This is a genomic window from Sulfuricurvum sp. (genome assembly GCF_019163035.1).
In the GTDB taxonomy this organism is placed as follows: domain Bacteria; phylum Campylobacterota; class Campylobacteria; order Campylobacterales; family Sulfurimonadaceae; genus Sulfuricurvum.
Genome location: NZ_JAFLKV010000129.1, coordinates 1 through 20,333, shown reverse-complemented (window position 1 = coordinate 20,333; position 20,333 = coordinate 1). Strand labels below are relative to the sequence as shown.

At 38.8% G+C, this 20,333-nt stretch carries 24 protein-coding genes; 3 read left to right on the top strand and 21 right to left on the bottom strand.

Annotation, left to right across the window (positions count from 1 at the left end):
- The 20 genes from JZU62_RS09395 to JZU62_RS09300 all read right to left on the bottom strand — a co-directional run bounded on the left by JZU62_RS09395 (position 1) and on the right by JZU62_RS09300 (position 17,905).
- On the bottom strand, positions 1–1,245 hold the full coding sequence (locus JZU62_RS09395; protein ID WP_295014162.1) for a type II secretion system F family protein: 1,245 nt from the start codon (positions 1,243–1,245) through the stop codon (positions 1–3).
- Positions 1,242–2,978 carry a GspE/PulE family protein gene (locus JZU62_RS09390; RefSeq protein WP_295014160.1) on the bottom strand — a complete coding sequence of 579 codons (1,737 nt, stop codon included), beginning with the start codon at positions 2,976–2,978 and terminating at the stop codon, positions 1,242–1,244. Before JZU62_RS09390 ends, JZU62_RS09395 begins: the two co-directional genes overlap by 4 nt.
- 15 nt (positions 2,979–2,993) lie before the next feature.
- Entirely contained in the window at positions 2,994–3,539 is a 546-nt protein-coding gene (locus tag JZU62_RS09385; RefSeq protein WP_295014159.1) for a hypothetical protein, read from the bottom strand.
- The gene (locus JZU62_RS09380; RefSeq protein ID WP_295014157.1) at positions 3,536–4,291 is read right to left on the bottom strand and encodes a hypothetical protein; all 756 of its coding nucleotides are present in this window, start codon (positions 4,289–4,291) and stop codon (positions 3,536–3,538) included. Before JZU62_RS09380 ends, JZU62_RS09385 begins: the two co-directional genes overlap by 4 nt.
- Entirely contained in the window at positions 4,284–5,093 is an 810-nt protein-coding gene (locus JZU62_RS09375) for an ATP-binding protein (RefSeq protein ID WP_295014154.1), read from the bottom strand. Before JZU62_RS09375 ends, JZU62_RS09380 begins: the two co-directional genes overlap by 8 nt.
- Positions 5,094–5,096: 3 nt before the next feature.
- Positions 5,097–6,665, bottom strand: a complete 1,569-nt coding sequence (mshL, locus tag JZU62_RS09370) for a pilus (MSHA type) biogenesis protein MshL (RefSeq protein ID WP_295014152.1) — start codon at positions 6,663–6,665, stop codon at positions 5,097–5,099.
- 9 nt (positions 6,666–6,674) lie between these two features.
- Positions 6,675–7,172, bottom strand: coding sequence for a hypothetical protein (locus JZU62_RS09365; RefSeq protein WP_295014151.1), 498 nt, complete (start codon positions 7,170–7,172; stop codon positions 6,675–6,677).
- The gene (locus tag JZU62_RS09360; RefSeq protein ID WP_295014148.1) at positions 7,169–7,804 is read right to left on the bottom strand and encodes a hypothetical protein; all 636 of its coding nucleotides are present in this window, start codon (positions 7,802–7,804) and stop codon (positions 7,169–7,171) included. The genes JZU62_RS09365 and JZU62_RS09360 overlap by 4 nt, the downstream gene beginning before the upstream one ends.
- The gene (locus JZU62_RS09355; RefSeq protein WP_295014146.1) at positions 7,801–9,339 is read right to left on the bottom strand and encodes a hypothetical protein; all 1,539 of its coding nucleotides are present in this window, start codon (positions 9,337–9,339) and stop codon (positions 7,801–7,803) included. Before JZU62_RS09355 ends, JZU62_RS09360 begins: the two co-directional genes overlap by 4 nt.
- Positions 9,340–9,347: 8 nt before the next feature.
- Entirely contained in the window at positions 9,348–10,637 is a 1,290-nt protein-coding gene (locus JZU62_RS09350) for a M99 family carboxypeptidase catalytic domain-containing protein (protein WP_295014144.1), read from the bottom strand.
- 3 nt (positions 10,638–10,640) lie between these two features.
- The gene (locus tag JZU62_RS09345) at positions 10,641–11,594 is read right to left on the bottom strand and encodes a L,D-transpeptidase family protein (RefSeq protein WP_295014142.1); all 954 of its coding nucleotides are present in this window, start codon (positions 11,592–11,594) and stop codon (positions 10,641–10,643) included.
- Positions 11,588–12,466 (bottom strand): GTPase Era, encoded by an 879-nt coding sequence (era, locus tag JZU62_RS09340; RefSeq protein WP_295014140.1) that lies wholly within the window; start codon positions 12,464–12,466, stop codon positions 11,588–11,590. Before era ends, JZU62_RS09345 begins: the two co-directional genes overlap by 7 nt.
- Positions 12,467–12,478: 12 nt before the next feature.
- Positions 12,479–13,780: an ATP-dependent protease ATPase subunit HslU gene (gene hslU / locus JZU62_RS09335; RefSeq protein ID WP_295014138.1), complete on the bottom strand. Its 1,302-nt coding sequence runs from the start codon at positions 13,778–13,780 to the stop codon at positions 12,479–12,481.
- Between the two features lie 4 nt (positions 13,781–13,784).
- Positions 13,785–14,318, bottom strand: coding sequence for an ATP-dependent protease subunit HslV (gene hslV / locus JZU62_RS09330; protein ID WP_295014136.1), 534 nt, complete (start codon positions 14,316–14,318; stop codon positions 13,785–13,787).
- A gap of 4 nt (positions 14,319–14,322) precedes the next feature.
- Positions 14,323–14,769: a 50S ribosomal protein L9 gene (rplI, locus tag JZU62_RS09325; protein WP_295014134.1), complete on the bottom strand. Its 447-nt coding sequence runs from the start codon at positions 14,767–14,769 to the stop codon at positions 14,323–14,325.
- Between the two features lie 12 nt (positions 14,770–14,781).
- Positions 14,782–15,522: a ferredoxin-thioredoxin reductase catalytic domain-containing protein gene (locus tag JZU62_RS09320; RefSeq protein ID WP_295014132.1), complete on the bottom strand. Its 741-nt coding sequence runs from the start codon at positions 15,520–15,522 to the stop codon at positions 14,782–14,784.
- A gap of 11 nt (positions 15,523–15,533) precedes the next feature.
- Positions 15,534–16,751, bottom strand: coding sequence for an argininosuccinate synthase (locus tag JZU62_RS09315; RefSeq protein WP_295014130.1), 1,218 nt, complete (start codon positions 16,749–16,751; stop codon positions 15,534–15,536).
- An 86-nt stretch (positions 16,752–16,837) separates the two neighbouring features.
- Positions 16,838–17,092, bottom strand: coding sequence for a hypothetical protein (locus JZU62_RS09310; protein WP_295014128.1), 255 nt, complete (start codon positions 17,090–17,092; stop codon positions 16,838–16,840).
- A complete protein-coding gene (gene fliS, locus JZU62_RS09305; protein WP_295014127.1) occupies positions 17,073–17,453 on the bottom strand; it encodes a flagellar export chaperone FliS in 381 nt (126 codons plus the stop codon). The genes JZU62_RS09310 and fliS overlap by 20 nt, the downstream gene beginning before the upstream one ends.
- Before the next feature lie 59 nt (positions 17,454–17,512).
- On the bottom strand, positions 17,513–17,905 hold the full coding sequence (locus JZU62_RS09300; protein WP_295014126.1) for a flagellar protein FlaG: 393 nt from the start codon (positions 17,903–17,905) through the stop codon (positions 17,513–17,515).
- A 94-nt stretch (positions 17,906–17,999) separates the two neighbouring features.
- On the opposite strand from JZU62_RS09300, the gene JZU62_RS09295 reads away from it, so the two are divergent.
- Both JZU62_RS09295 and JZU62_RS09290 read left to right on the top strand, forming a co-directional pair.
- A complete protein-coding gene (locus tag JZU62_RS09295) occupies positions 18,000–19,205 on the top strand; it encodes an MFS transporter (RefSeq protein WP_295014124.1) in 1,206 nt (401 codons plus the stop codon).
- A complete protein-coding gene (locus JZU62_RS09290; RefSeq protein ID WP_295014122.1) occupies positions 19,202–19,489 on the top strand; it encodes a hypothetical protein in 288 nt (95 codons plus the stop codon). The genes JZU62_RS09295 and JZU62_RS09290 overlap by 4 nt, the downstream gene beginning before the upstream one ends.
- Positions 19,490–19,495: 6 nt before the next feature.
- On the opposite strand, the gene JZU62_RS09285 is transcribed toward JZU62_RS09290, so the two are convergent.
- Positions 19,496–19,909 carry a PAS domain-containing protein gene (locus tag JZU62_RS09285; RefSeq protein WP_295014120.1) on the bottom strand — a complete coding sequence of 138 codons (414 nt, stop codon included), beginning with the start codon at positions 19,907–19,909 and terminating at the stop codon, positions 19,496–19,498.
- Between the two features lie 140 nt (positions 19,910–20,049).
- Between JZU62_RS09285 and JZU62_RS09280 the strand changes: the two genes are divergently transcribed.
- On the top strand, positions 20,050–20,333 hold a 284-nt coding region (locus JZU62_RS09280), incomplete at its 3' end, for a hypothetical protein (RefSeq protein WP_295014118.1).

Below are 20,333 nucleotides of genomic sequence, written 5' to 3'. Positions count from 1 at the left end.
TTAACGGCCGTTTACGGCGGCTCCCATGTTCCACATAGGTAAGAAAATACCCAATGCCAATAGTACAACCATACACGCAATGAGTAATAGCATGATAGGCTCAATCGCTTCGGAAAGACCGTCAATGATTGCATCGAAGCGCATTTTATAGTACTCCATGACTTTTTGCATCATCGCATCGAGTTGTCCACTTGATTCCCCTGCCGAGATCATTTGTATGATCATGTTTTCGAATAAACCGGTTTCTTGAAGCCCATTATGGAGAGTTCCCCCCTTTTCAACGGTTTGACGTACAGTCATAAGCTTCTCTTGGAGAGGGAGTGAATCGATCATAGCAATGGATGTCTCTAGCGCTTCGGCAATCGGAATACCTGCACGAACCAGTTCCGAAAAAACAAGGGTGAAGCGGCTCAGAGTTGCAAACATAATAATATTTTTGATGAGATAGGTTTTAAGCAAAAATTGGTGCCATTTATATCTAAATTCTCGACTGTGATTAAGCATATACTTAAATGAAAAAATGAAGATAAAAATACCGATTAATACATAAAGTCCATATGTATTAAATAAATGCTCTAAAAAGAGGAGAATTTTCGTAGGCATGGGTAGCTCAGCATGAAGTTGTTCAAAGATAGCTTTAAATTGGGGAACAACATAGGAGATGAGAACAGTAAAGGCAATTGCCATAGCGATCATTACGTTTCTAGGATATGCCATTGCTTTTTTAAATTTAATGATATTACGACGAATTTCTTCCAGCATATCAGCCAGTTTATGGAGAGCTTCTGCCATATTACCGGTTTTTTCTCCGAGTTCAATCATTGCCAAGGAGAGATTTCCGAGTTCGTAACTGAATTTATGGGCGGATTGAGAGAGGCTGTGTCCGGCATTGATATCTTCGGCAATTGTCCCTAAAACGGTCTGCAATGTTTTGTCGGTTGTTGCTTCTGCAATCTCTTTTAGGGAATCGTGTATTGAAATACCCGCATTGGTCATAACAGCGAGTTGTCTAATGGCAGCGATGAGAGAATCTTGTTTTAGTTTACGTTTTTGTATATTTGAAAAAAGATTATCTTTGAAGCGTCGAAATTGATCTTCAAGTGGAGGAACAGTTTCTGATATCTTTAAAACCATCCCTGAAAATTTTATTTTGGCTAAATAGTGAGCCTCTTTTTTATTTTCTGCGTAAAAACCTTGGTCTGTCTTTTTCCCTTTAGTGAGGATTGTCGCTATAAAATATTTCATCCTTTTGCCACCCTTAGTATTTCATCTAATGTTGTTATCCCCTGAACCGCTTTGGCCATTCCATTTTCAAACATTCCTATGAACCCTTCCTCTTTTGCCTGCTTGAGAAGATCATCTTTGGATGCACTTCGGGCAATCATACTGGAGAGTTCTTCGGTAATAGGGAGAACTTCACATATCATTTCTCGTCCCATGTATCCTGAACCGTTACACTCTTTGCAACCGGTTCCTGCGTAAAAAACGGTGTGAGGTGGGATCATGGAACTGTATTCTTGAAGTAGGGTTTGAGGAATATCAATTTCTGTTTTACAATGCTTACAAATTTGACGTACAAGCCGCTGGGCTTGTATGGCCACAAGTGCACCGCTGATAAGATAGGGCTCGATACCCATGTCCGACATACGGGGAATAGCACTGATTGCGTCATTGGTATGGAGTGTCGAAATAACCAAGTGACCAGTAAGTGCCGCTTTAATGGCGATTTCAAGTGTTTCATGATCACGAATCTCACCGATCATGATTTTATCGGGATCTTGACGGAGGATAGAACGGAGCGCATCAGCAAAGGAGAGCCCCACTTTCGGGTTTACTTGAACCTGTTGAATCAGATTCATCCGATATTCAACTGGGTCTTCAACGGTAATAACTTTATCTTCGACGTTACGTAGCTCATTGAGGGCGCCGTAAAGAGTTGTTGTTTTACCACTACCGGTAGGACCGGTAACCAAAATGATCCCAAACGGTGATTGAAGACCTTTTATCAGTTTTTGATAGCTCTCAGTATCCATACCGGAGTCTTCGAGTTTTACGAGAGCTTTTGTTTTATCTAAAATACGCATAACGATTGATTCTCCGTAAATTATCGGGAGGGTAGAGAGACGAAAGTCAAACTCCGCATCCATGACAATTGCTGAAAAGCGACCGTCTTGAGGTTTACGGCGTTCAGCGATATCTAGATTGGCTAACAGTTTGATACGTGAAGCTAGTGGAGGATAGATATCTCGGTCAAAAATAAAAACTTCAGTTAATTTACCGTCAATGCGTCCTCGAACAACACAGTTTCTCTCTGTCGGTTCTATATGAATATCACTTGCACGCCCCTTAATACAGGCTTTGAGGATTACATCGATAAGTTGTAAGATTGAGGAAGCCTCTTGTTGCTCTTCAATGGTACCTATATTACGTAGCTCGTTACGAATATTGGTGACGAGTTCTTTAACACTATCTTTGAGCTCCATTTTAAATAGATACGCTTGAATTTGTTTTTCAGTAGCAACGGCAATCTTAACCGATTTACGTGGAAAAAGGCGTTGAATAGATTCTTGTGCTTCAAGATTAAGGGGATCAGCAAATGCGACAACAACGTACATATCGTCTTGTGAAATAGGGAGAGCATTGTACCGTTTTAATTGGGCAGTCGGTATTTTTTCAATCAGGCGGTAATCCATATCAATTGAGTCGAGATCTATAAAAGGGACTTCAATGACTTCAGCTAAATGTATTAAGATTGACGTTTCGTCTAAAAAATGGTAATTTTTAATAATTGAGAGTTCATAGCGACCAAGTCGAATTTGTTCAACGATAAAACGTTTGATAAAATTAAGTGAGATTGCACCTACTTTGGTAAGTGTTTCTAAAACAGTATCATCTTGAACGCCTCTGGAAGTAAGACGATCAATTTGTTGTTGAGAGATATGGCGCTTTTCTAATAAATCATGCGTAATGCGATCCATAACCTCTATCCTTTTTTAGTATACATGATGAAAAGTCAATATTTTATCATAGTATTCATCGATCGCTATGCTTTTTCGCCCATTTATCTCTGTGGTAGTGTAGAGTTTATAGCTTGAATGAGTATCGGATGGGTCTTTGAATTCTTTAACAAATTGATTGGATTGTGGATCCTTGAGATACCAATCAAAAACTTTTGAAAGTAAATGGGAACTGGTTGGAAATTTGAGACTTTGAAGAGGTTTATTATCATATAAAGATTGCATCAAAAGTTTTTTTTGCATCACAATAACTGAAAAATAAGAACTATTGGCGCGAGCTTCTTTGGTTTGATTAAGAACCATAATAGGTCCCGCTAACCGATCGATAACATCAGCTTTAAGACATGAAAAGGCATACAATGAGATATATGCTTCATCGCTTAGGTGATATTGAAATCCTTGTTTTCCAAGATCACACGCTTGAAGATAATTTCTTTGTTGATAGAGCTCAAACAGATGTTGCTTGGAATCGGCAGATAATAGGTCTGTTAAAAATATTAGTATCAAAAGTAAAAATTTCATTTAAATGTTCCTCGTTCAATAGAATCAAGTAAAGAACGTGCTGATTCAGAATTTGATTCAGAAATATAGAACCTCAATGTTTTTTTAGCCTGCTCTACATTACCGAGCTTGACGAGTGATTTGGAAAATATAATCCAACTTTCATCGATTTTGTTATTGATTGAGTTAATTTTTAATGCAAAATTATAGGCTTCACTGTAATTTCCATGATCATAATGATAACGGGCAATAAATAACCCGAGACTTGGATTGGAAGAATCTTTGAATCGGCGTTCAACACTTTCAATATCAAGTTTTGATTCGTTGCGATTAAGCGAAGGTGATTTATCACTCGGAGGTATAGAAACTATAGGAGGAGATTTAAGAGGAGTTTTTAGTGAAGATGTATCAGGAAGGTTTAAAACTTTCGGTATTGGGACTTCTTGTTGTATAGGTTTGGTTGTTTGAATCGTTGAACTAAGGGGTCTTTTAGTTTCAAGTACTGACGTTTGAAATGTTTGTACAAAATCCATAGAAGGTTCGAGAACGGTAGGAGATTCTTCGACAATTGGTTTTATTTCCGGAGCTTTTTTGGAAACAGTGGAAAAAAAGCGATCTGTTTTTAGAGGTGATTTTGGTTTATCTGAATCCATCCAAATGTAGGGTAGCGCTATAAGAAGAACAGCCCCTACAGATGCAAAAGCAATATGCGGAGCATACGATTTTATTTTATACTTGAGCCAACGGCGCTCTAAATTTCGGATATCAAGCACGGATAAGTCCTGTGTGAATAGCTGCCATTTCAATCCATTTTAATTTAAGAGCATTGTATTTAATGAGAGTCGGATTATTTTCTTCGTACCAATAATAGAGGCTAAAAAGTGAAAAAAGAAGTTTGTTGGTCTCTCGATAGTTCCCCTTGGTTAATGCGGTGATCAGTTTCATGTTTTTGTCGTTAAACATATTGGCAACATCAAAACAGTTGGCTTTTAAGAGTTTTTTTTGAATGTATACTTTTAGCTCCTCAGCAGTGGCATTTTGAAGCTCTATACTTTCCCAAATTCGAGTTTGAAAGTGCTCTTTAGCGATAATATCCTCTTTATCCGTCTTATGGAGAGTAATTACAAACTTAATAGCACGTGCGTCGGAAATAAGTCGAATTTTCTCCATAAGGGATCCACTGTAAAGTTGTGCTTCATCTAAAAGGACAATAGGTACATCTGCGTATGCTACCGCTTCTGCAATTTCTAAAAAACGGGTTAGTGTCATCACTTCTCGCGGAGAGTGACCAAATATTCTTTGAGCTAAAACACGGAGAAAATCATCTTCATCCACAATAGGAATATCAAACATCAACACTTTTTGGTGTTTAGAAAGATCATGATGCAGTTTATGAAGCAACATGCTTTTTCCGGTTCCAGGTCTACCGAATAAAAGGATCATTTTGAGAGGTTTTTGTACCGAATTTTTGAGCGATTGGTACATATGAGAGACACTATCAATTTGGACGTAATCACGTGGGTTGACTACATCCAAAAAGAGATCACGTGGTTTCGAGAAAAGGGAGCACTCCATCCGTTATTTAGTGTCCTCTGTTTTAGCTTCTTCTTCAATTTGTTTTCCAAGACGGGTATACCCCAAATCACCTAGGCTTAGGGAGTCATTTTCTTTTTTGATTATATGCGGTTCAATAATCATAACAATCTCTTCAGTCTTTTTACTCATTCCCTCACGTTTGAAAAGGTATCCTAAGACAGGGATATCTCCGAGTAATGGAACCTTATTAGTGTCATTAATATTTTTAGTATTAATAAGACCCCCTAAAATAACACGGCTTCCATCTTTGACACTGATGACGGAAGACATTTGACGGCGACTTAGGTCAGGTGGCATAGTTCTTTTTGCATTGTCAGTTGAAACATCACTGGCGGTTTCTGAAATAGAGGGGTTGACTCGAAGGGTTATACTTCCATCATTGGAAATTTCGGGGGTAATATCGAGAAGAACACCCGAAAAAACAGAACTGACGACTTCATTGCTTGCCGTTGTAGTAGAAGCGGCAGTGGTAGAAGTCGAGCTAGTGGTTTTATAAAATAGCTCTGTTCCTGCTGTTATAAGTGCTGGTTGGTTATTAAGAGTCAAAATTTTTGGGTTTGAGATAGAGTAGACATCCCCTTGCGTTTTTAAAAACTTAACAAGCTCATTGATACTTCCTTTTGCCCCTAATCTAAATACGCTTGCTCCTCCACTTCGTCCATTAGGTAAGTTGAACTCTGTCATTGCTGTACCAGTATTTAGATTAGTAGATGTGTATTTTGTTATATCTTTAGTGTTTTGATAGTCAAACGTTAAGTCAATATTTTGTAAAGCATAAAGTTGTGACCAATCAATACCTGTAGAAGAAGCATCAGAAAAAACAACACTGTACATTTTTACATCGATGAGGACTTGAGTTTGCATTTTTTTCTGTAAATCTTCCAAATACGTGTCTAACCGTTTTAATTGAGAGTTAGTTGCAGTAACGGTGACTAATCCGGCATTTTTATTAATCATTGGGATTTTAGCTGTATATCCATCTTCCGGTCGGTTAAGGACACTTTCTAACTCTTTATCCAGTGTTTCCCAAAACTGAACTTCATCACTTGAAGTAATATTGATACCGGATTCAGATGAAGCGCCTCCGCCAGATGAACTACTTGTAGACGCAGTAGACCCAGTAGATGTACTAGTATTGGAACTGAGTGTAATATTAGCACTTCCTTTACCTATGCGTTGTGAAATGATATAATCAATATTATAAGTTTTTGTAGTTATATAGGAAATTTTGAGGACGTTGTTTTGCAATGTGTATTGGAGGTTGTTTTCTTTAATAATCAGATCTAACACTTCATTAATCGTCAGGTTTTTTAGAAATGTTTTATTCATTTGTTTTGAGAGAATCTTTTCTGCTTCAGCATCGGCAACGATTAGACTCATCCCGCATTCATCGCTAATTTGATCAACAAACTCTCCGACACTTGTCCCTTTGACTGATGAGATATTGAAAAGCTCATAAGTACAGTCTGCCTGTAAAGTAGGTGCTAAGAGGGCAGCCGTGGCAACGGATAACATAAACGCTCGCGCATGGTGTTTAATTACAGATGTCATGATACTTTCCTATTTCGTGATGATTTTAATATTACTATTTTGTTTGGTTAAAAACAAAATGAGTTTTTGATCTTTTTTACCGGTTAATAAAACGGAATTCGGTTTAATTTCTGCAAGGGTAAAAGTACGGATACTATCTCCTGCTTTGTACCATTTACCATTAATTAGTACCGATTTATTCATAATAGCAAGAAGTCGCAACGGTTCTTCAACTATTTTCGGTTGAGATAAAATGCCCAGTTTTGGTGGGGAAAGAAGACCGGAAGCTGATTTTAGAGTTGAAACGCTATTTTTCATTTTCATCGGATCACGCAATGAATTGATAAACCCATCAGCTACACCAACACGGGTTGGGAGAATGGCAAGAATTTGTTCATCCACCCATGCTAATTCTTTATCTTCATTTGGTTGAGTTGTAGTAACACTAACCGTAGGTGAGGTAACTACTGGAACAGCTGCATAAAGTGCTACTGTGCTTAAAAATGATATAAGGATGTAATGTTTCATTGTCGTACAATCCCCCATACGGAGATATTTAAATCCCCTTTGAGTTTTTCATCAGCCGTTATATGTAAATCGTGCAAATCGACAACCAATTGGCTCTGTTCAAGTGCATTGATAAATTTTAGAGTATTTTTATAAGGTCCTTCAGAAGTGATGGTAATATCCAAAACATGTCCAAAAGAACTGTTGTCAGTTTGCAAGGTATTGCCAAATTTTGCTAATTTTACTTTATGCTCACGTGCAAAACGAGAAATGGAATCAAGATATGATCCCCAAACTTTTTCGTCATAGTACAACGAAGAGATTTGTTCTAATTGCTCTTTTATATAGGCGTTGTATTGGATATAAAGCACATGTTGGCGTTCCAATTCAACCGTTTCACGCTCAAGTTGAGTAATTCGCTCAGGTGGATTGGTTATAAGATATTGTTTATCGACATTTAAATCAGTTTCAACACGGACTGCTTTTTCGTGAGAAACTTTGAAACTAGCTTCTGAACTTTCCCAAAATAATAGATATGAAAAAGCAAATAATGAGGCAAAAATAATTATGAATAACATCATTTTATCACGATCACTTTTATGTGAGAGTGATTGATCTAAAGTGTAAAGGTAGTCTTCTATTTGTAGTTTCATTTGATTACCGCCTTGAGTTCACTAAGGTAGGATTTTTGCTCTTCATTATACGAAATGAGATCAAGATTAAAATTATATTGATCCCGTTTAATATCCGTTAAATGTTTGAGTAAGGCTGTAATATCTTGGGTACTAGATGAAGTCAATCCAAAGGTAAATGTTTTGGTATTATTGAGATCTTCAGTATATTCGATTGTTTTAAGTTGGACACGATATTGATTAAAGCTGCGGGTAAAATCAGACATGATTTTTGCTTTCATAGGGTAGTCGACTTTTTTCTCATGCACTTGAACTAATGTGTCTTGTTTTTGTTTGTAGGCTGTTTTTTGCTCATCAAGAAGTTTTTGTGCAGCATTTTTATTGGCTACTTTTAAATTAATAGTTGCTTCACGAGTCATTTTCTCAATATGAACTGTCTCATATTCTTTGGTCAATACGGCATGGTGGAACTCTTCAACATAAGAAAGACCCCAATAAATACCGGGATAAAGTAGTGCTGCAGCTAAAGCGGCAGCTGTAACTAAAATAAGTTTTCCACTGTCACGTTTTGCAAAAGGAGGGGGACGATGAAAAATGGTAAAGTTACATTCATAACGCTCATCAACCTCAAGTCTTCCATATAGGTGCATCAATTGATGAATTTGGTCTACTCGCTCACCATTGGTATTGAACCCGTAATCAAAATCAAATGGGAGGGTTTTAATCCCTAAGTAGGTTTGTGCGTACTCATCAAGTCCAAGAACTTTACCTGCTCCTGTCCCGATATAGATTTCATCAAATTTTTTGATATCATATGCTCTCTTTGCATAAGTGATAACGTCACTAATATGGAGGAAAATTTCACCGAAAAGTTTTATAAGATTTTTTTGATAGTCCGGGTAAGAGGTATTCAGCCCCTCTTCTCCCAACATGGTTTCAAAAGAAATAAGATCTATTTGTTCGCCTAAAAGTTCACAAAAACGTTCATGCATATGTTTGAGTGAAAATTTTAGTGATTTTGCATAAATAAACTCTTGCTCATTGTAGATACAAAAAAACGCGTCATTTTCTTGGAAGTAAATAAAACAGTGAACATCCGATGTTTCAATGAGGTCTTTTACGTATAATGATTTCAGTAAAAGCGGTACGGGGACAATTTGATCAATATATTTGATAGTATCGACAACTTGAGTATACTCTTGTTCTAGGGTTAAGGGATCGACAACGAATACATGAAAGAAACGGTCTGACTCTGTACTTCTATTAATAGCTTCAATGTATTTGATATGGTATTCGATGGCCATATCCAATGCAAGCTCTTCATAAACTTTGTTTTCCAGTGCATCATAAATATCATCATCGGGTATGTTTTTACTGATTCCGATTAAGGTTGAAATAAACCCTTTGGTATTTAAAAAAGAGATGGTGTACTGTTCTTTTGAAAATGAAGGAGAAGATGTTTTAGATACGGTATTAAATGTTCCACCGTAGTAATCGCCTTTGTAAGGGTTCGCTGATACGATGGTTGAATAGGTTTGCTGTTTGCTTTTACTCATCCTCTATCCTATTTAAAATGTACGAGAACCATTCCACAGAAATGGTTTTGTTTGTATAACTCAATTCGATAACTCTTGTTAGAGGTATCAATAGAGTATTTTGAGTCTAAATCATTCAATCCTACACGGATATTAGCCTCATCTTTTATACCTTTATAGGTAAAACCGATGATATTGATTCGTCTATTCGTGTCTTTATTAATAACCTTAAAATCGGCAGTTGCAAAAAAATCTGTAGCTATAGGGATTTCCTTCGCTTCTCCATCAACAATAATGCTGACAGAACCAGAACAAGATTCTTTTATATGGTAACTAGGGGTAAGAGAGCTTATCTTTTGGTTACCAATAAAAATATCATACTGCCCATCCTTTTTTTGGACACTTCCTAGCGGATGGGTAAATTTAAACTCGTTTCCTTCTGATTGTAGCGGAATGAAACTTAAACTGTTTTTTAAATTCTTTAAATTTAAGTAAAAACCGTTGTTAATAGTTAATTCTTCATAAGTATTTAGTAATTCGTGGATGGTATCTGGAGTTAAGTCAAAAGAACGCTTATATTTAATTCCCATCAATTTCATATAGCATTCAATAGCGTGAAGTTGATAAAAAACTTTATGAGGTAGAGTCGGAAGATTTTTACTGGTCTCGATTGCAAAGGCTGGTTTATTGTGTGATACAGAAAAAAAAGTCAATGAATGTTTCATTGTTTCATCATCAAAACGGGTATTTGTGTTCCGAATATCAAAAAAATGGTGATCCGCTATTAAAGCATTATTCAGTTCAAGATTTACTTTGGATGCAATTTCATTTAAGTTTCCAAACGGGTGTTCAGTATCGAGAGAACCTTGATCAATAACACAGGTTTGTCCCCATGCATTGGGATTAAATATAGTATTGAGGTGTTCTTTTCGATAAAATCCATGTCCATCATGAAGATTTAGGACAAGACTTACTTGTTTTTCGGTGATAATTTTCTGAATTTCTTGTACGGTTTCAAGATCGGCATCTTGTGGATCAATATCGGCAAATTTTCGGTTCATATCACCGTTGATACCACGGTCGTTTTGCTGAATGCTAGGACGATTAAGATCCGGAACGATCCAAAGATTACCCTCTGTTATCGTGTAATAACGGGATAATATAGCTGCAGAAAAATAACCCCCTGGCTCGTTCCCATGAATTCCTCCGATAACAAGCAATGTTGGCGTATTTAGTGTATCTGTTTCTTTTTTAATAAAGTTAAAAGGGAGCGCATAAAGAGAGGTCATACATAAAAATAGAAAAATAGAAAAATACATTATCTATTCTTCTGTAAGAATCGAGATCGATTGATTGGCATTTAATCGGATTAATAGCGATTTTTCTCCTTCAAATTTATGACTATCACTAAGATAGAGTTGGTTAAAAGTTACCCAGAAAAGATTCCGCTTTTCACCTGGATAAGGGATAATATTGAGATGATCTAATATAATGGATTTTTCTTCTTCTTTACTGAAAATTCGTTCTTTATAGGCTTTGAATTGAGAGAAATTCATTCCGTCGAATCGCTTAAAAGAAGAATCATATGTTGATAAATAAGTTTCTATATCATTATACGTCCATGCATATTTCCATTGATATAGTCCGGCTAAAATAGCTGAGTAGGTTGCAGGACTAACCCCTTGTTTTAAAGAAGAATCGATAATGAGTAAGGTATTGGAAGGGTTGATTGTTTGATCAAGTTGCACTAAATCATTGTTATTGATTGCAATACATCCTTTAGTAAACGGATCACGGGTCCCGCTTAGCGGTACTCCATGTACCCATATCCCGTCACCGTTTTTACCGCGAATACGATCATATAAATTTGGATAAGAGGTGACGAATGCCATCGGTCCATAAAACGGGTCAACTCGTTTTTTCTTTTCAACTAAGGTATAAATTCCAATAGGAGTTTTAAGATCACCTTCAGTATATTTATCTCCCGCGTTTTTTCCGGTAAAGGCACCATATCGTTTTTTAAGAAAAAAACGCTTTTGTGCATCGGGAGCGTATAGTTCTAAGACACCTTTTTCTTTGGTACAGGTTAAAAGAGAAAAAGCTCGCTCGAAATAACCGAAGCGAAGGTCTTTATTGAAAAGAGATCCTGCCCAATACGAGGGGTGATTCATCTGTTTATCAAATAGTTTCTTCCCGCCACTTTTATATAAAGTGATCACATCTGATGAGAAAAGGGTTGTCCCTAAAAGTAATGAAACAAAGAGAGCTTTTACCATTCGTATCCTAAATCACTGAGAAATTTTTTATCGGTTGTCCACCCTTTTTTAACGGAGACAAAGAGTTCAAGATAAACAGGTTTAGCAGCTAATCGCTCAATTTTTTCACGAGCATTTTGACCGATCCGTTTGATGGCGGCTCCCCCTTTACCGATAATGATCCCTTTTTGGGAATCTTTTTCGACGATAATGGTTGCACGGATATGCTCAACAGGGGCATCCTCATCGATTTTATCGATAATAACATCCGATTCATAAGGGATTTCATCGCTGATGTTATCAAATATGGCTTCACGGATAAACTCTTTGTATATGGTTCGTATCATTTCAGTCGTAATATTTTCAGGATCATAAAGATAAGGGGATTCGTCGAGATGTTTGACGATGGTATCAAGAAGATCTTTTTTCCCTACGTTTTTGTTGACTGACATGGGAATCAGGGCTAGAAAATGGTCACTGAAACGGTTGTATTCCCCAATTTTTTTCAATAGCTCTGCTTGGGAAATCTGATCGATTTTACTCAAAACAATAATATGCTTCCGCTTATCGGAATTAATCTCCAAAAATTTTTCATAATGGATGGTCTTATCGGATGCGGGGGCGAGATAAACAACAACATCACAATCACCGATCGCTTTTAATGCCTCTTCGAGCATATACTGATTGAGGAGTTTTTCGGCTTGATGGAGCCCCGGAGTATCGACAAAAATAATTTGATCGTCATTGTGCATGACGATAGCATTGGAGCGTTTACGCGTCGCATTTGCTTTTTGGCTCACTAGGGCGATTTTTTCACCCAAAATCCAGTTCATTAGAGTACTTTTCCCCGCATTCGGGCGTCCTACGAGAGCGACGAAACCTGCTTTATTCATTTGTGTGTGCCTTTATAGGATATAACGTGCGAGGTCTTCATCCTCAACAAGTGGTAAAAGAATGGTATTCACCATCGTATCAGTAACGATAACAGTTGTGTTTTTATGGATATGAGCATTGAAACTGATCTCTTCTATGACTTTTTCAACAACGGTATGAAGTCGTCGTGCTCCGATGTCTTCGGTTTTTTCATTCGCCATCTGGGCATAATGGGCAATGGCTCGAATGGCGGCATCTTCGAAGTCTAAGATAACCTCTTCGGTGCTCAGGAGTGCTTTGTATTGTTCTAGCAGTGAGTTTTTTGTTTTGGTTAAAATCAGATATAGTGCATCTTCATTTAGAGATTCAAGCTCGACGCGTAGAGGAAAACGCCCTTGCAATTCTGGAATAAGATCACTCGGCTTGGTTAGATGGAAGGCTCCCGCGGCAATAAAAAGGATATGATCTGTTTTGATGGAACCGAGTTTAGTCGAGACAATGCTCCCCTCGACGATAGGGAGCAAATCGCGTTGAACCCCCTCTTTGCTGGGATCATTGCGCCCCTCACTGCGTGAACTGACGGCAATCTTATCGATTTCATCGAGAAAAATGATCCCCCCATCTTCGGCCCGTTTCAGCGCTTCATGTTTCATTTGGTCATGATTGAGGAGTTTTTCGGATGCTTCTTGGCGTAAGATCTCTTTGGCTTCGGCAACCGTAACCTTTTTGGAACTCTCCTCTTTGCCCATGATGGAGAACATTCGTGAAAATGATTCTTGAACACGGGCGATTTCAGGGGGCATATTGGTATCGTTGAATTCAACACCGCGCGCTTGAAGTTCTATTTCGACAATATGTCCATCCCATTCGCCATCGCGCACCTGTTCTCGGAGTTCTGATTCGTTGAGTGAATGCGAAGCGGGGAGACTCAGTAGTTTTTGAGTGAGGGTATCAAGCACATAGTTTTCGATGGACTCTTTGTTATGCTCATTATGTTCGGCTTTTACCATTGATAATGATGTCATGACCAAATCGCGAATCATCGATTCGACATCTCGACCAACGAACCCTACTTCGGTGTATTTGCTCGCTTCGACTTTGATAAACGGTAACTGCATCATTTTGGCAAGTCGTCGGGCAATTTCAGTTTTACCGACACCTGTAGAACCGATCATCAAAATATTTTTCGGCATGATCTCATCTTGCAAAATCGGATCGAGTTTCAAACGGCGATAACGTGTTCTGAGGGCTAGAGCAATGGTTTTTTTTGCATTGTTTTGACCGATAATATGTTGATCGAGATAATCGACGATTTCGTGTGGGGTCATATCCATAGGCTTATCCGAGGCTTAACGTTTTGATATTGTGATTGGTGTAGATGCATAAATCTGCCGCTATGGTAAGGCTCTCTTTGATCAACGTCTCTTCGTCAAGCGACGTATGCTTTTTCAGCGCACGTGCTGCCGAGATAGCGTAGCTTCCGCCGCTTCCGATGGCGGCAATTTCACCGTCTTCGGGCTCAACGACATCTCCGTTACCCGTCAGAATAAAAATATGCTCTTTATTGAGGACAATCATCATCGCTTCCAAACGGCGCAATACTTTATCTTTTCGCCACGCTTTGGAAAAATCGATAACCGCTTTGATAAGTTCGCCTTTGCGTTGAGCCAAATGCTCCTCGAATATATCAAAAAGGTTAAACGCATCGGCGGTAGAGCCGGCGAACCCCGCTAAAACCTCCCCGTTATGGAGAGTTCTGATTTTGGTGGCATTGCTTTTGAGTACGGTTTGTCCGAATGTTACTTGCCCATCTCCGCCGATAACGGCTTTGTTTTTCCCTTTATAAGCGAGGATAGTCGTAGCATCAAACATCCGCTTACTCCCCTTTGATCTCAAGGTGAAGTGTTGCGTGGATTCCGTGACCGAGTTTGAGATCCAAATCGTGCAATCCGGTTGTTTTGATTCCGTGTTTTGCGTCGAGCTCTTTTTTATCAATCTCGATGTTGTGTTGCGTTTTTAGGGCATCGGAAATCTCTTCTTTGGTTACGGCACCGAAGAGATGACCGGTGTTCCCGAGTTTTTTAGTAATCGTTACTTTAATATCGGCAAGCTGTGCTTTGACTGCATTAAGTCGTTCGATCTCTGCCGCTTCATGTGCCGCTTTTTTCTTTTGTTCCGATTCGTATTTTTTTAAAACTTCATTGGTCGCCGCAAGAGCTAACCCTTTGCCGATCAAAAAGTTTTTGCCATAACCGTCGGCTACTTCTTTGATTTCACCGGTTTTACCGACACCTTTGACATCTTTTGTCAATAATACTTTCATTTTAATCCTTGATTAACCGCGAACAATTTGGCCGCTGTAGCCGACAATACCGTGCGCGAGGTTGGAGACTTTGGTGTATCCCATATCGATCAAAATACGTTGACAGTGGGCACTTCGGCTTCCTACGTGACAATACACAATGATGTGCTCATCTTTCTCTAATTTAGATTCATTCAATGTTTGGAAGAAACTGCTGGTCGGAACCAAAACATCGGCTCCATCAATACGTCCCATTTTCCACTCCATCCACTCACGAACATCGACCACTTTAAATTTAACCATGCCGAGTTCACGTGCTTCAAAAAGCGATGTTAACTCGTCACTATCCAGATCACTTTTGTGCAAGAGCATTTCACACTCTTCTTTAGTTAATCCACGTGAGTGTTGATGGGTTACCTCTTCAATTCCCATCTCCATGCGCTTAGCTGCTGCAAATTCTGGTGTACAGAAGATTTGACAGTGGCAGACGCCTTCATCTGGGAGCTCTTTTTCAATGGCAGTGGTACAAGGACAGAGACGATTATCAGTACTTTGATATTTACCCTCTACCTCTTCAACCATATAACAAGGGCAAAAACGTTTTCCGTACATCATTTTATTACGAGCAAGTCCGAGTTGAACTCCTTCATTAATCTCTTCTTGAGGATTATAAGTCCAATTGAATTGATTGATGACTTTGTCGGTAAATTTGATCGTTTTTTCGAGTTCCGCTTGGAACTCATCCGAATTCATATCTATTTTAATGATGCTCATACATAAATTCCTTATTTGTTTTTGCGTGCTTTACCGGCAATGATAAAACGGAGTGCATTGAGTTTGATAAATCCGCCTGCATCTTTTTGATCGTAAACGGAATCTTCTTCAAATGTGCAATACTCAGGGTTAAAGAGTGAAAGATCTGAGCTGCGTCCGACAACCATGATATTCCCTTTGTAAAGTTTCAAACGTACCGTACCACGAACGTTTTGTTGGGTCTTATCGATTGCTGCTTGGAGCATTTCGCGCTCAGGAGCAAACCAAAATCCGTTGTAAATCAGTTTGGCATAGCGCGGCATCAACTCATCTTTGAGATGTGCTTCTTCACGATCGAGTGTTAATGATTCGATAGCACGATGTGCTTTTATCATAATGGTTCCACCCGGTGTTTCATAACAACCACGGCTTTTCATACCGACAAAGCGGTTTTCAACGATATCGGCACGTCCGATTCCGTGACGTCCTGCAATGATGTTAAGCTGCTCAAGCATAACAGCAGGGGAAAGAACTTTACCGTTCAAGCTGATTGGATCCCCTTTTTCGTAGCCGATTTCGATGTATTCGGCTTCATCCGGTGCATCCTGAGGTGATACCGTCCAACGCCACATACTCTCTTCCGGTTCAGAAGCAGGATCTTCCAAAATTCCACCTTCATACGAGATATGTAGGAGGTTGGCATCCATAGAATAGGGAGATTTTTTACCGCTCATTTCGATTTTGATACCGTGTTCAGCTGCATACGCGAGTAGCTTTTCTCTCGAGTTCAAATCCCATTCACGCCACGGGGCGATGATAGTGAGTGCACTATTTTGTCCGAGGTAACCCATTTCAAAACGGACTTGGTCGTTTCCTTTTCCGGTAGCACCGTGACTGACGGCATCGGCACCCGTAATACGGGCAATTTCCGCTTGGCGTTTTGCGATCAAAGGACGTGCAATAGATGTACCGAGTAAGTACTCACCCTCATAAATCGCATTGGCACGGAACATCGGGAAGACATAATCGCGCACAAACTCTTCACGAAGATCTTCAATATAAATATTTTCAGGTTTAATTCCGAGGCTGATTGCTTTGGCACGAGCCGGTTCAACCTCTTCACCTTGACCGATGTCCGCCGTAAACGTGACCACTTCACATTTGTACTCATCTTGGAGCCATTTTAAAATAACACTTGTGTCCAATCCGCCGGAATAGGCAAGAACAACTTTTTTAACCTCTTTTTTCATACATGCATCCTTATCATTGATACCCATACTCCACTATGGTGTAGAGTGAATATCGCGATTTTATCAAAAAAAGGGTGAGAAAAGGGTTAAAATTTGAGATTTAAAGAAGAGGGTGGTTCTTCTTGGGTAGATTTGAGAAAATTGAGGTTGTTTTTGAGCTGTATTAGGATTTGTGCAGTTTCAGCTTTATTTTTTTCAATCAAACTCTTCGTCTGTATTAAAAGATAGGAAACTTCTTCTATTTGTTCAATGCTTTCAAATTGAGGCATCTCATCCAAAAGGGAAGAAAGTTGTTCTATATTTTCGAGTACTAATGCGGTTTTAAGCTTGGTTAGCCACATCAGTGCTCTCTTTCCATGCTTCTAAAAGCCCTTTAAAAACTTGATTGACTTCATCGAGTTTGGTGGAGTCATTATGAAGATTGGCTTCTACTAAAAGACGGAATTGATAGCTGTATAGACCTGACAAATAGTTAGAAATATCACCTTGATTGTAATCCAATATATTGATTAACTCACTGACGACGGCACTAGAGCGATTAATCCAGTAGGTGCGACGTTCAATGTCGTTGCTATTAATAGAGCGCTTTGCTTGCATATTAAAGCGTAAAATTCCCTCGTACATCATTTGAATCAATTTTTCCGGTGATTCGACACCGATATTGTTCTGGGTATAGGTGTTATAGGCAAGATTAGTAGTCATAAATATTCCTTTGAATGTTTCGAATAAATGTTTCGTTTAGTATTTTTTAATATGGTTAATTACCCTTTTTGATCAAATAATAGTCCATTCACCTCTTGCATTTTCGGTAAAAGTGCTTCGGCTTGTTCTATCGGAAAGCGTCGAAGCATACGATTGCTTTTGGTTTCGATGACAGAGACATAAAAATCATCGGATGAGTTATCAAATCCAAATTTCAAGCTTGTATTGAACGGATTCAACGATTGATTGAGTTGATCTATCAATTTATTCATATCATCCTGAGAAGCAGTTTTTGACGTTTTTTGATCAGTATTAGCCTGCGCCGCTTGATCTTGTTGAATTTGTGCTTTTTGGATTTGTTGCACACTTTGGGTAGTTTGCACTTCTGCATTACTTTTTGGAGCAGCACTTTGAGTCTGCTGTATCTTTGCTGTCGTTTGAAAGATTTCCATTGAGATTCTCCTAAGAAAAATATGAGACAATTTCTAACCCTAAATCGTCCATGAAAATAAAAACTTTAATCCCTCACATGATAACCTTGCACTTATGGAACGATATTTAACTCTTTTACGGTGTGAGCCGCTTTTACGACGTCTCTCTTTGATTCAATTGCTTGCCTATTTTGGGGCATGGTTTAGTAATGTGGCAATTTACACTCTTTTGATTCAGATGGGTGCTGATGCAACGACGATTGCATTGGTTGCGGCTTTGCATTTTTTACCCGGAGTATTTCAAGCACCCTTGAGCGGTGTAATTTTGGATCGTATCCATCCGAAAAAATTGATGATACTTTTGACGTTCATAGAAATTGTGTGTACTCTTTCTTTAATCAGTGTTGACAATATAGGTATGTTAGGATTTTTATATCTGCTGGTATTTATTCGGATGGGGGCTTCGAGTTTTCATTTTACGGTGGAGATGTCACTTCTTCCACGGATTTTGGAAGGGAAATCACTTCAAGCGGCGAACGAAATTCACTCAATGATTTGGTCTTTATCTTATACGTTAGGGATGGCATTAAGCGGATTGGTAGTTTATTGGGTCGGAGTAACCACCGCTTTTTTGCTCGATGCGGGACTCTTTGTCATAGTTCTCTTTTTGCTTTCAACAATCACAATAGAGGTGGAGCTCTCCCCAAACGGCTCAAAAATGGGTACGATGATGAAAGAGGCTTTTAGCTACATTCGTCAAAATCCTATTGTCTACCATTTGATGATTTTGCATGCTATTTTGGGGTTCACTGCTTTTGATGCTCTTGTTGCCTTAGCTGCAAAACACTATTATTCTCAAATTATTGCCGTGTCATTAGGGATAGGGCTGCTCAACGCTTCTCGTGCGGTTGGTTTGGTTATCGGTCCCATGGTGTTAGGACATTGGATTAATAATGCTCGTTTGGGATGGTTGTTTTTTGCCGGAGGTGTCGGAATCGCTTTGTGGGCAATAGTCATAGATAATTTTTATGCTTCGTTAGCCGCTTCGGTTGCGGTTGGCTTTGTTACTACAACATTGTGGTCTTATACCTATACGCTGTTACAACATCACACGCACAGCGATTTTTATGGACGAGTCATTGCTTATAACGATATGATCTTTTTAGGAGTTGGAGCATTTGTTTCCTTGTTGATCGGTTATTTGGCAAGATCAGGTATTTCTCTGGGGATGATTACACTTCTTTTGGCAAGTGCATTTTTAATGGCTTCATTATATTACGTATGGATAGGGCGAAGGTATGTTCTTAGGGAGATTGAATGAAAAAAGAGATGATTTTTGAAATGTCCGACATGCAGATTGATTTAGCTAAAATTACTCGATTGTATCCTGCGGCTTTGATCTATGCGGCAGGTGAACGTGCCTCGGTATCACTGGAATGGGCGGAGTTAAAAGCGGATCAGATCACCCTTGAAGCGTATGTGCTGATTTGTGATTTTGATCCCATAGGTGAAGTTCCGATCAACCGTGTGGAACTTCGTTATGAAACCAAAGAGGAGTTGTTTGAGGTGATGCAAACGATTGCGATGCGCCTCAAAAAAGAGTAGCCCTATTTATTGTTCTTGTGCGACTAAATCTCGGTATTGCTCTTCGACAATTTTGAGTCGGTTGCGATCAGGCATTTTGCGAGAGGCAATGTATCCGATAATCTCTCCGGCTTCATTGAGTTTTGGGACGATATGGACGACAACCCAGTAAAACTTACCGTCTTTACGAAGATTTTTAACGTACCCTTCCCAAATTTTTCCGCTTTCGATCACTTTCCACATCCCCTCGAAGCCTGCTTTAGGCATATCAGGGTGGCGTAAAATACTGTGGGGTTGTCCAACTGCTTCTTGTGCGGTATAGAGTGTCATTTCTGTAAATTTGCGGTTGACGTAGGTAATGATACCTTTGGTATCGGTTTCAGAAATTAAACTTCTTCCATCAAACAATACTTCTTCGTTGACCGGAGTGGGGCGTTTCATTAAGGATGTCCTAAACTTAGATTAAAATATAAGAATGTGATTATAACTTGATTATTACTAAAATAAAAGTTAAATGAGAACCATTTTTGTATAATTATATGCATAAACTCTATTTATAGATTTAAAATTGGCGGTACGCAATGCACGAAGCTCAAGCATCCCTGTACATTAATCATAATACTAACGGCTATTCGATCGGCTTGGCGATGTTTGAACCTTACGGTCTCAAGGGGTGGTTTAGTGAGATAGAATCAGATTCTTCCCATCCTTTCAGTGCTATTGATCGGGTATTGCATCTGTTGTTTGTAACGAATGCGCAGTACCTTATTATTGGGGCTGCTTCGAAGGCACTGTTTGATGAGGTAATCGACAATTTTGTGATGTTTGATTACCGGTATGATAATCGCCACTTTGAGTCTGAAGA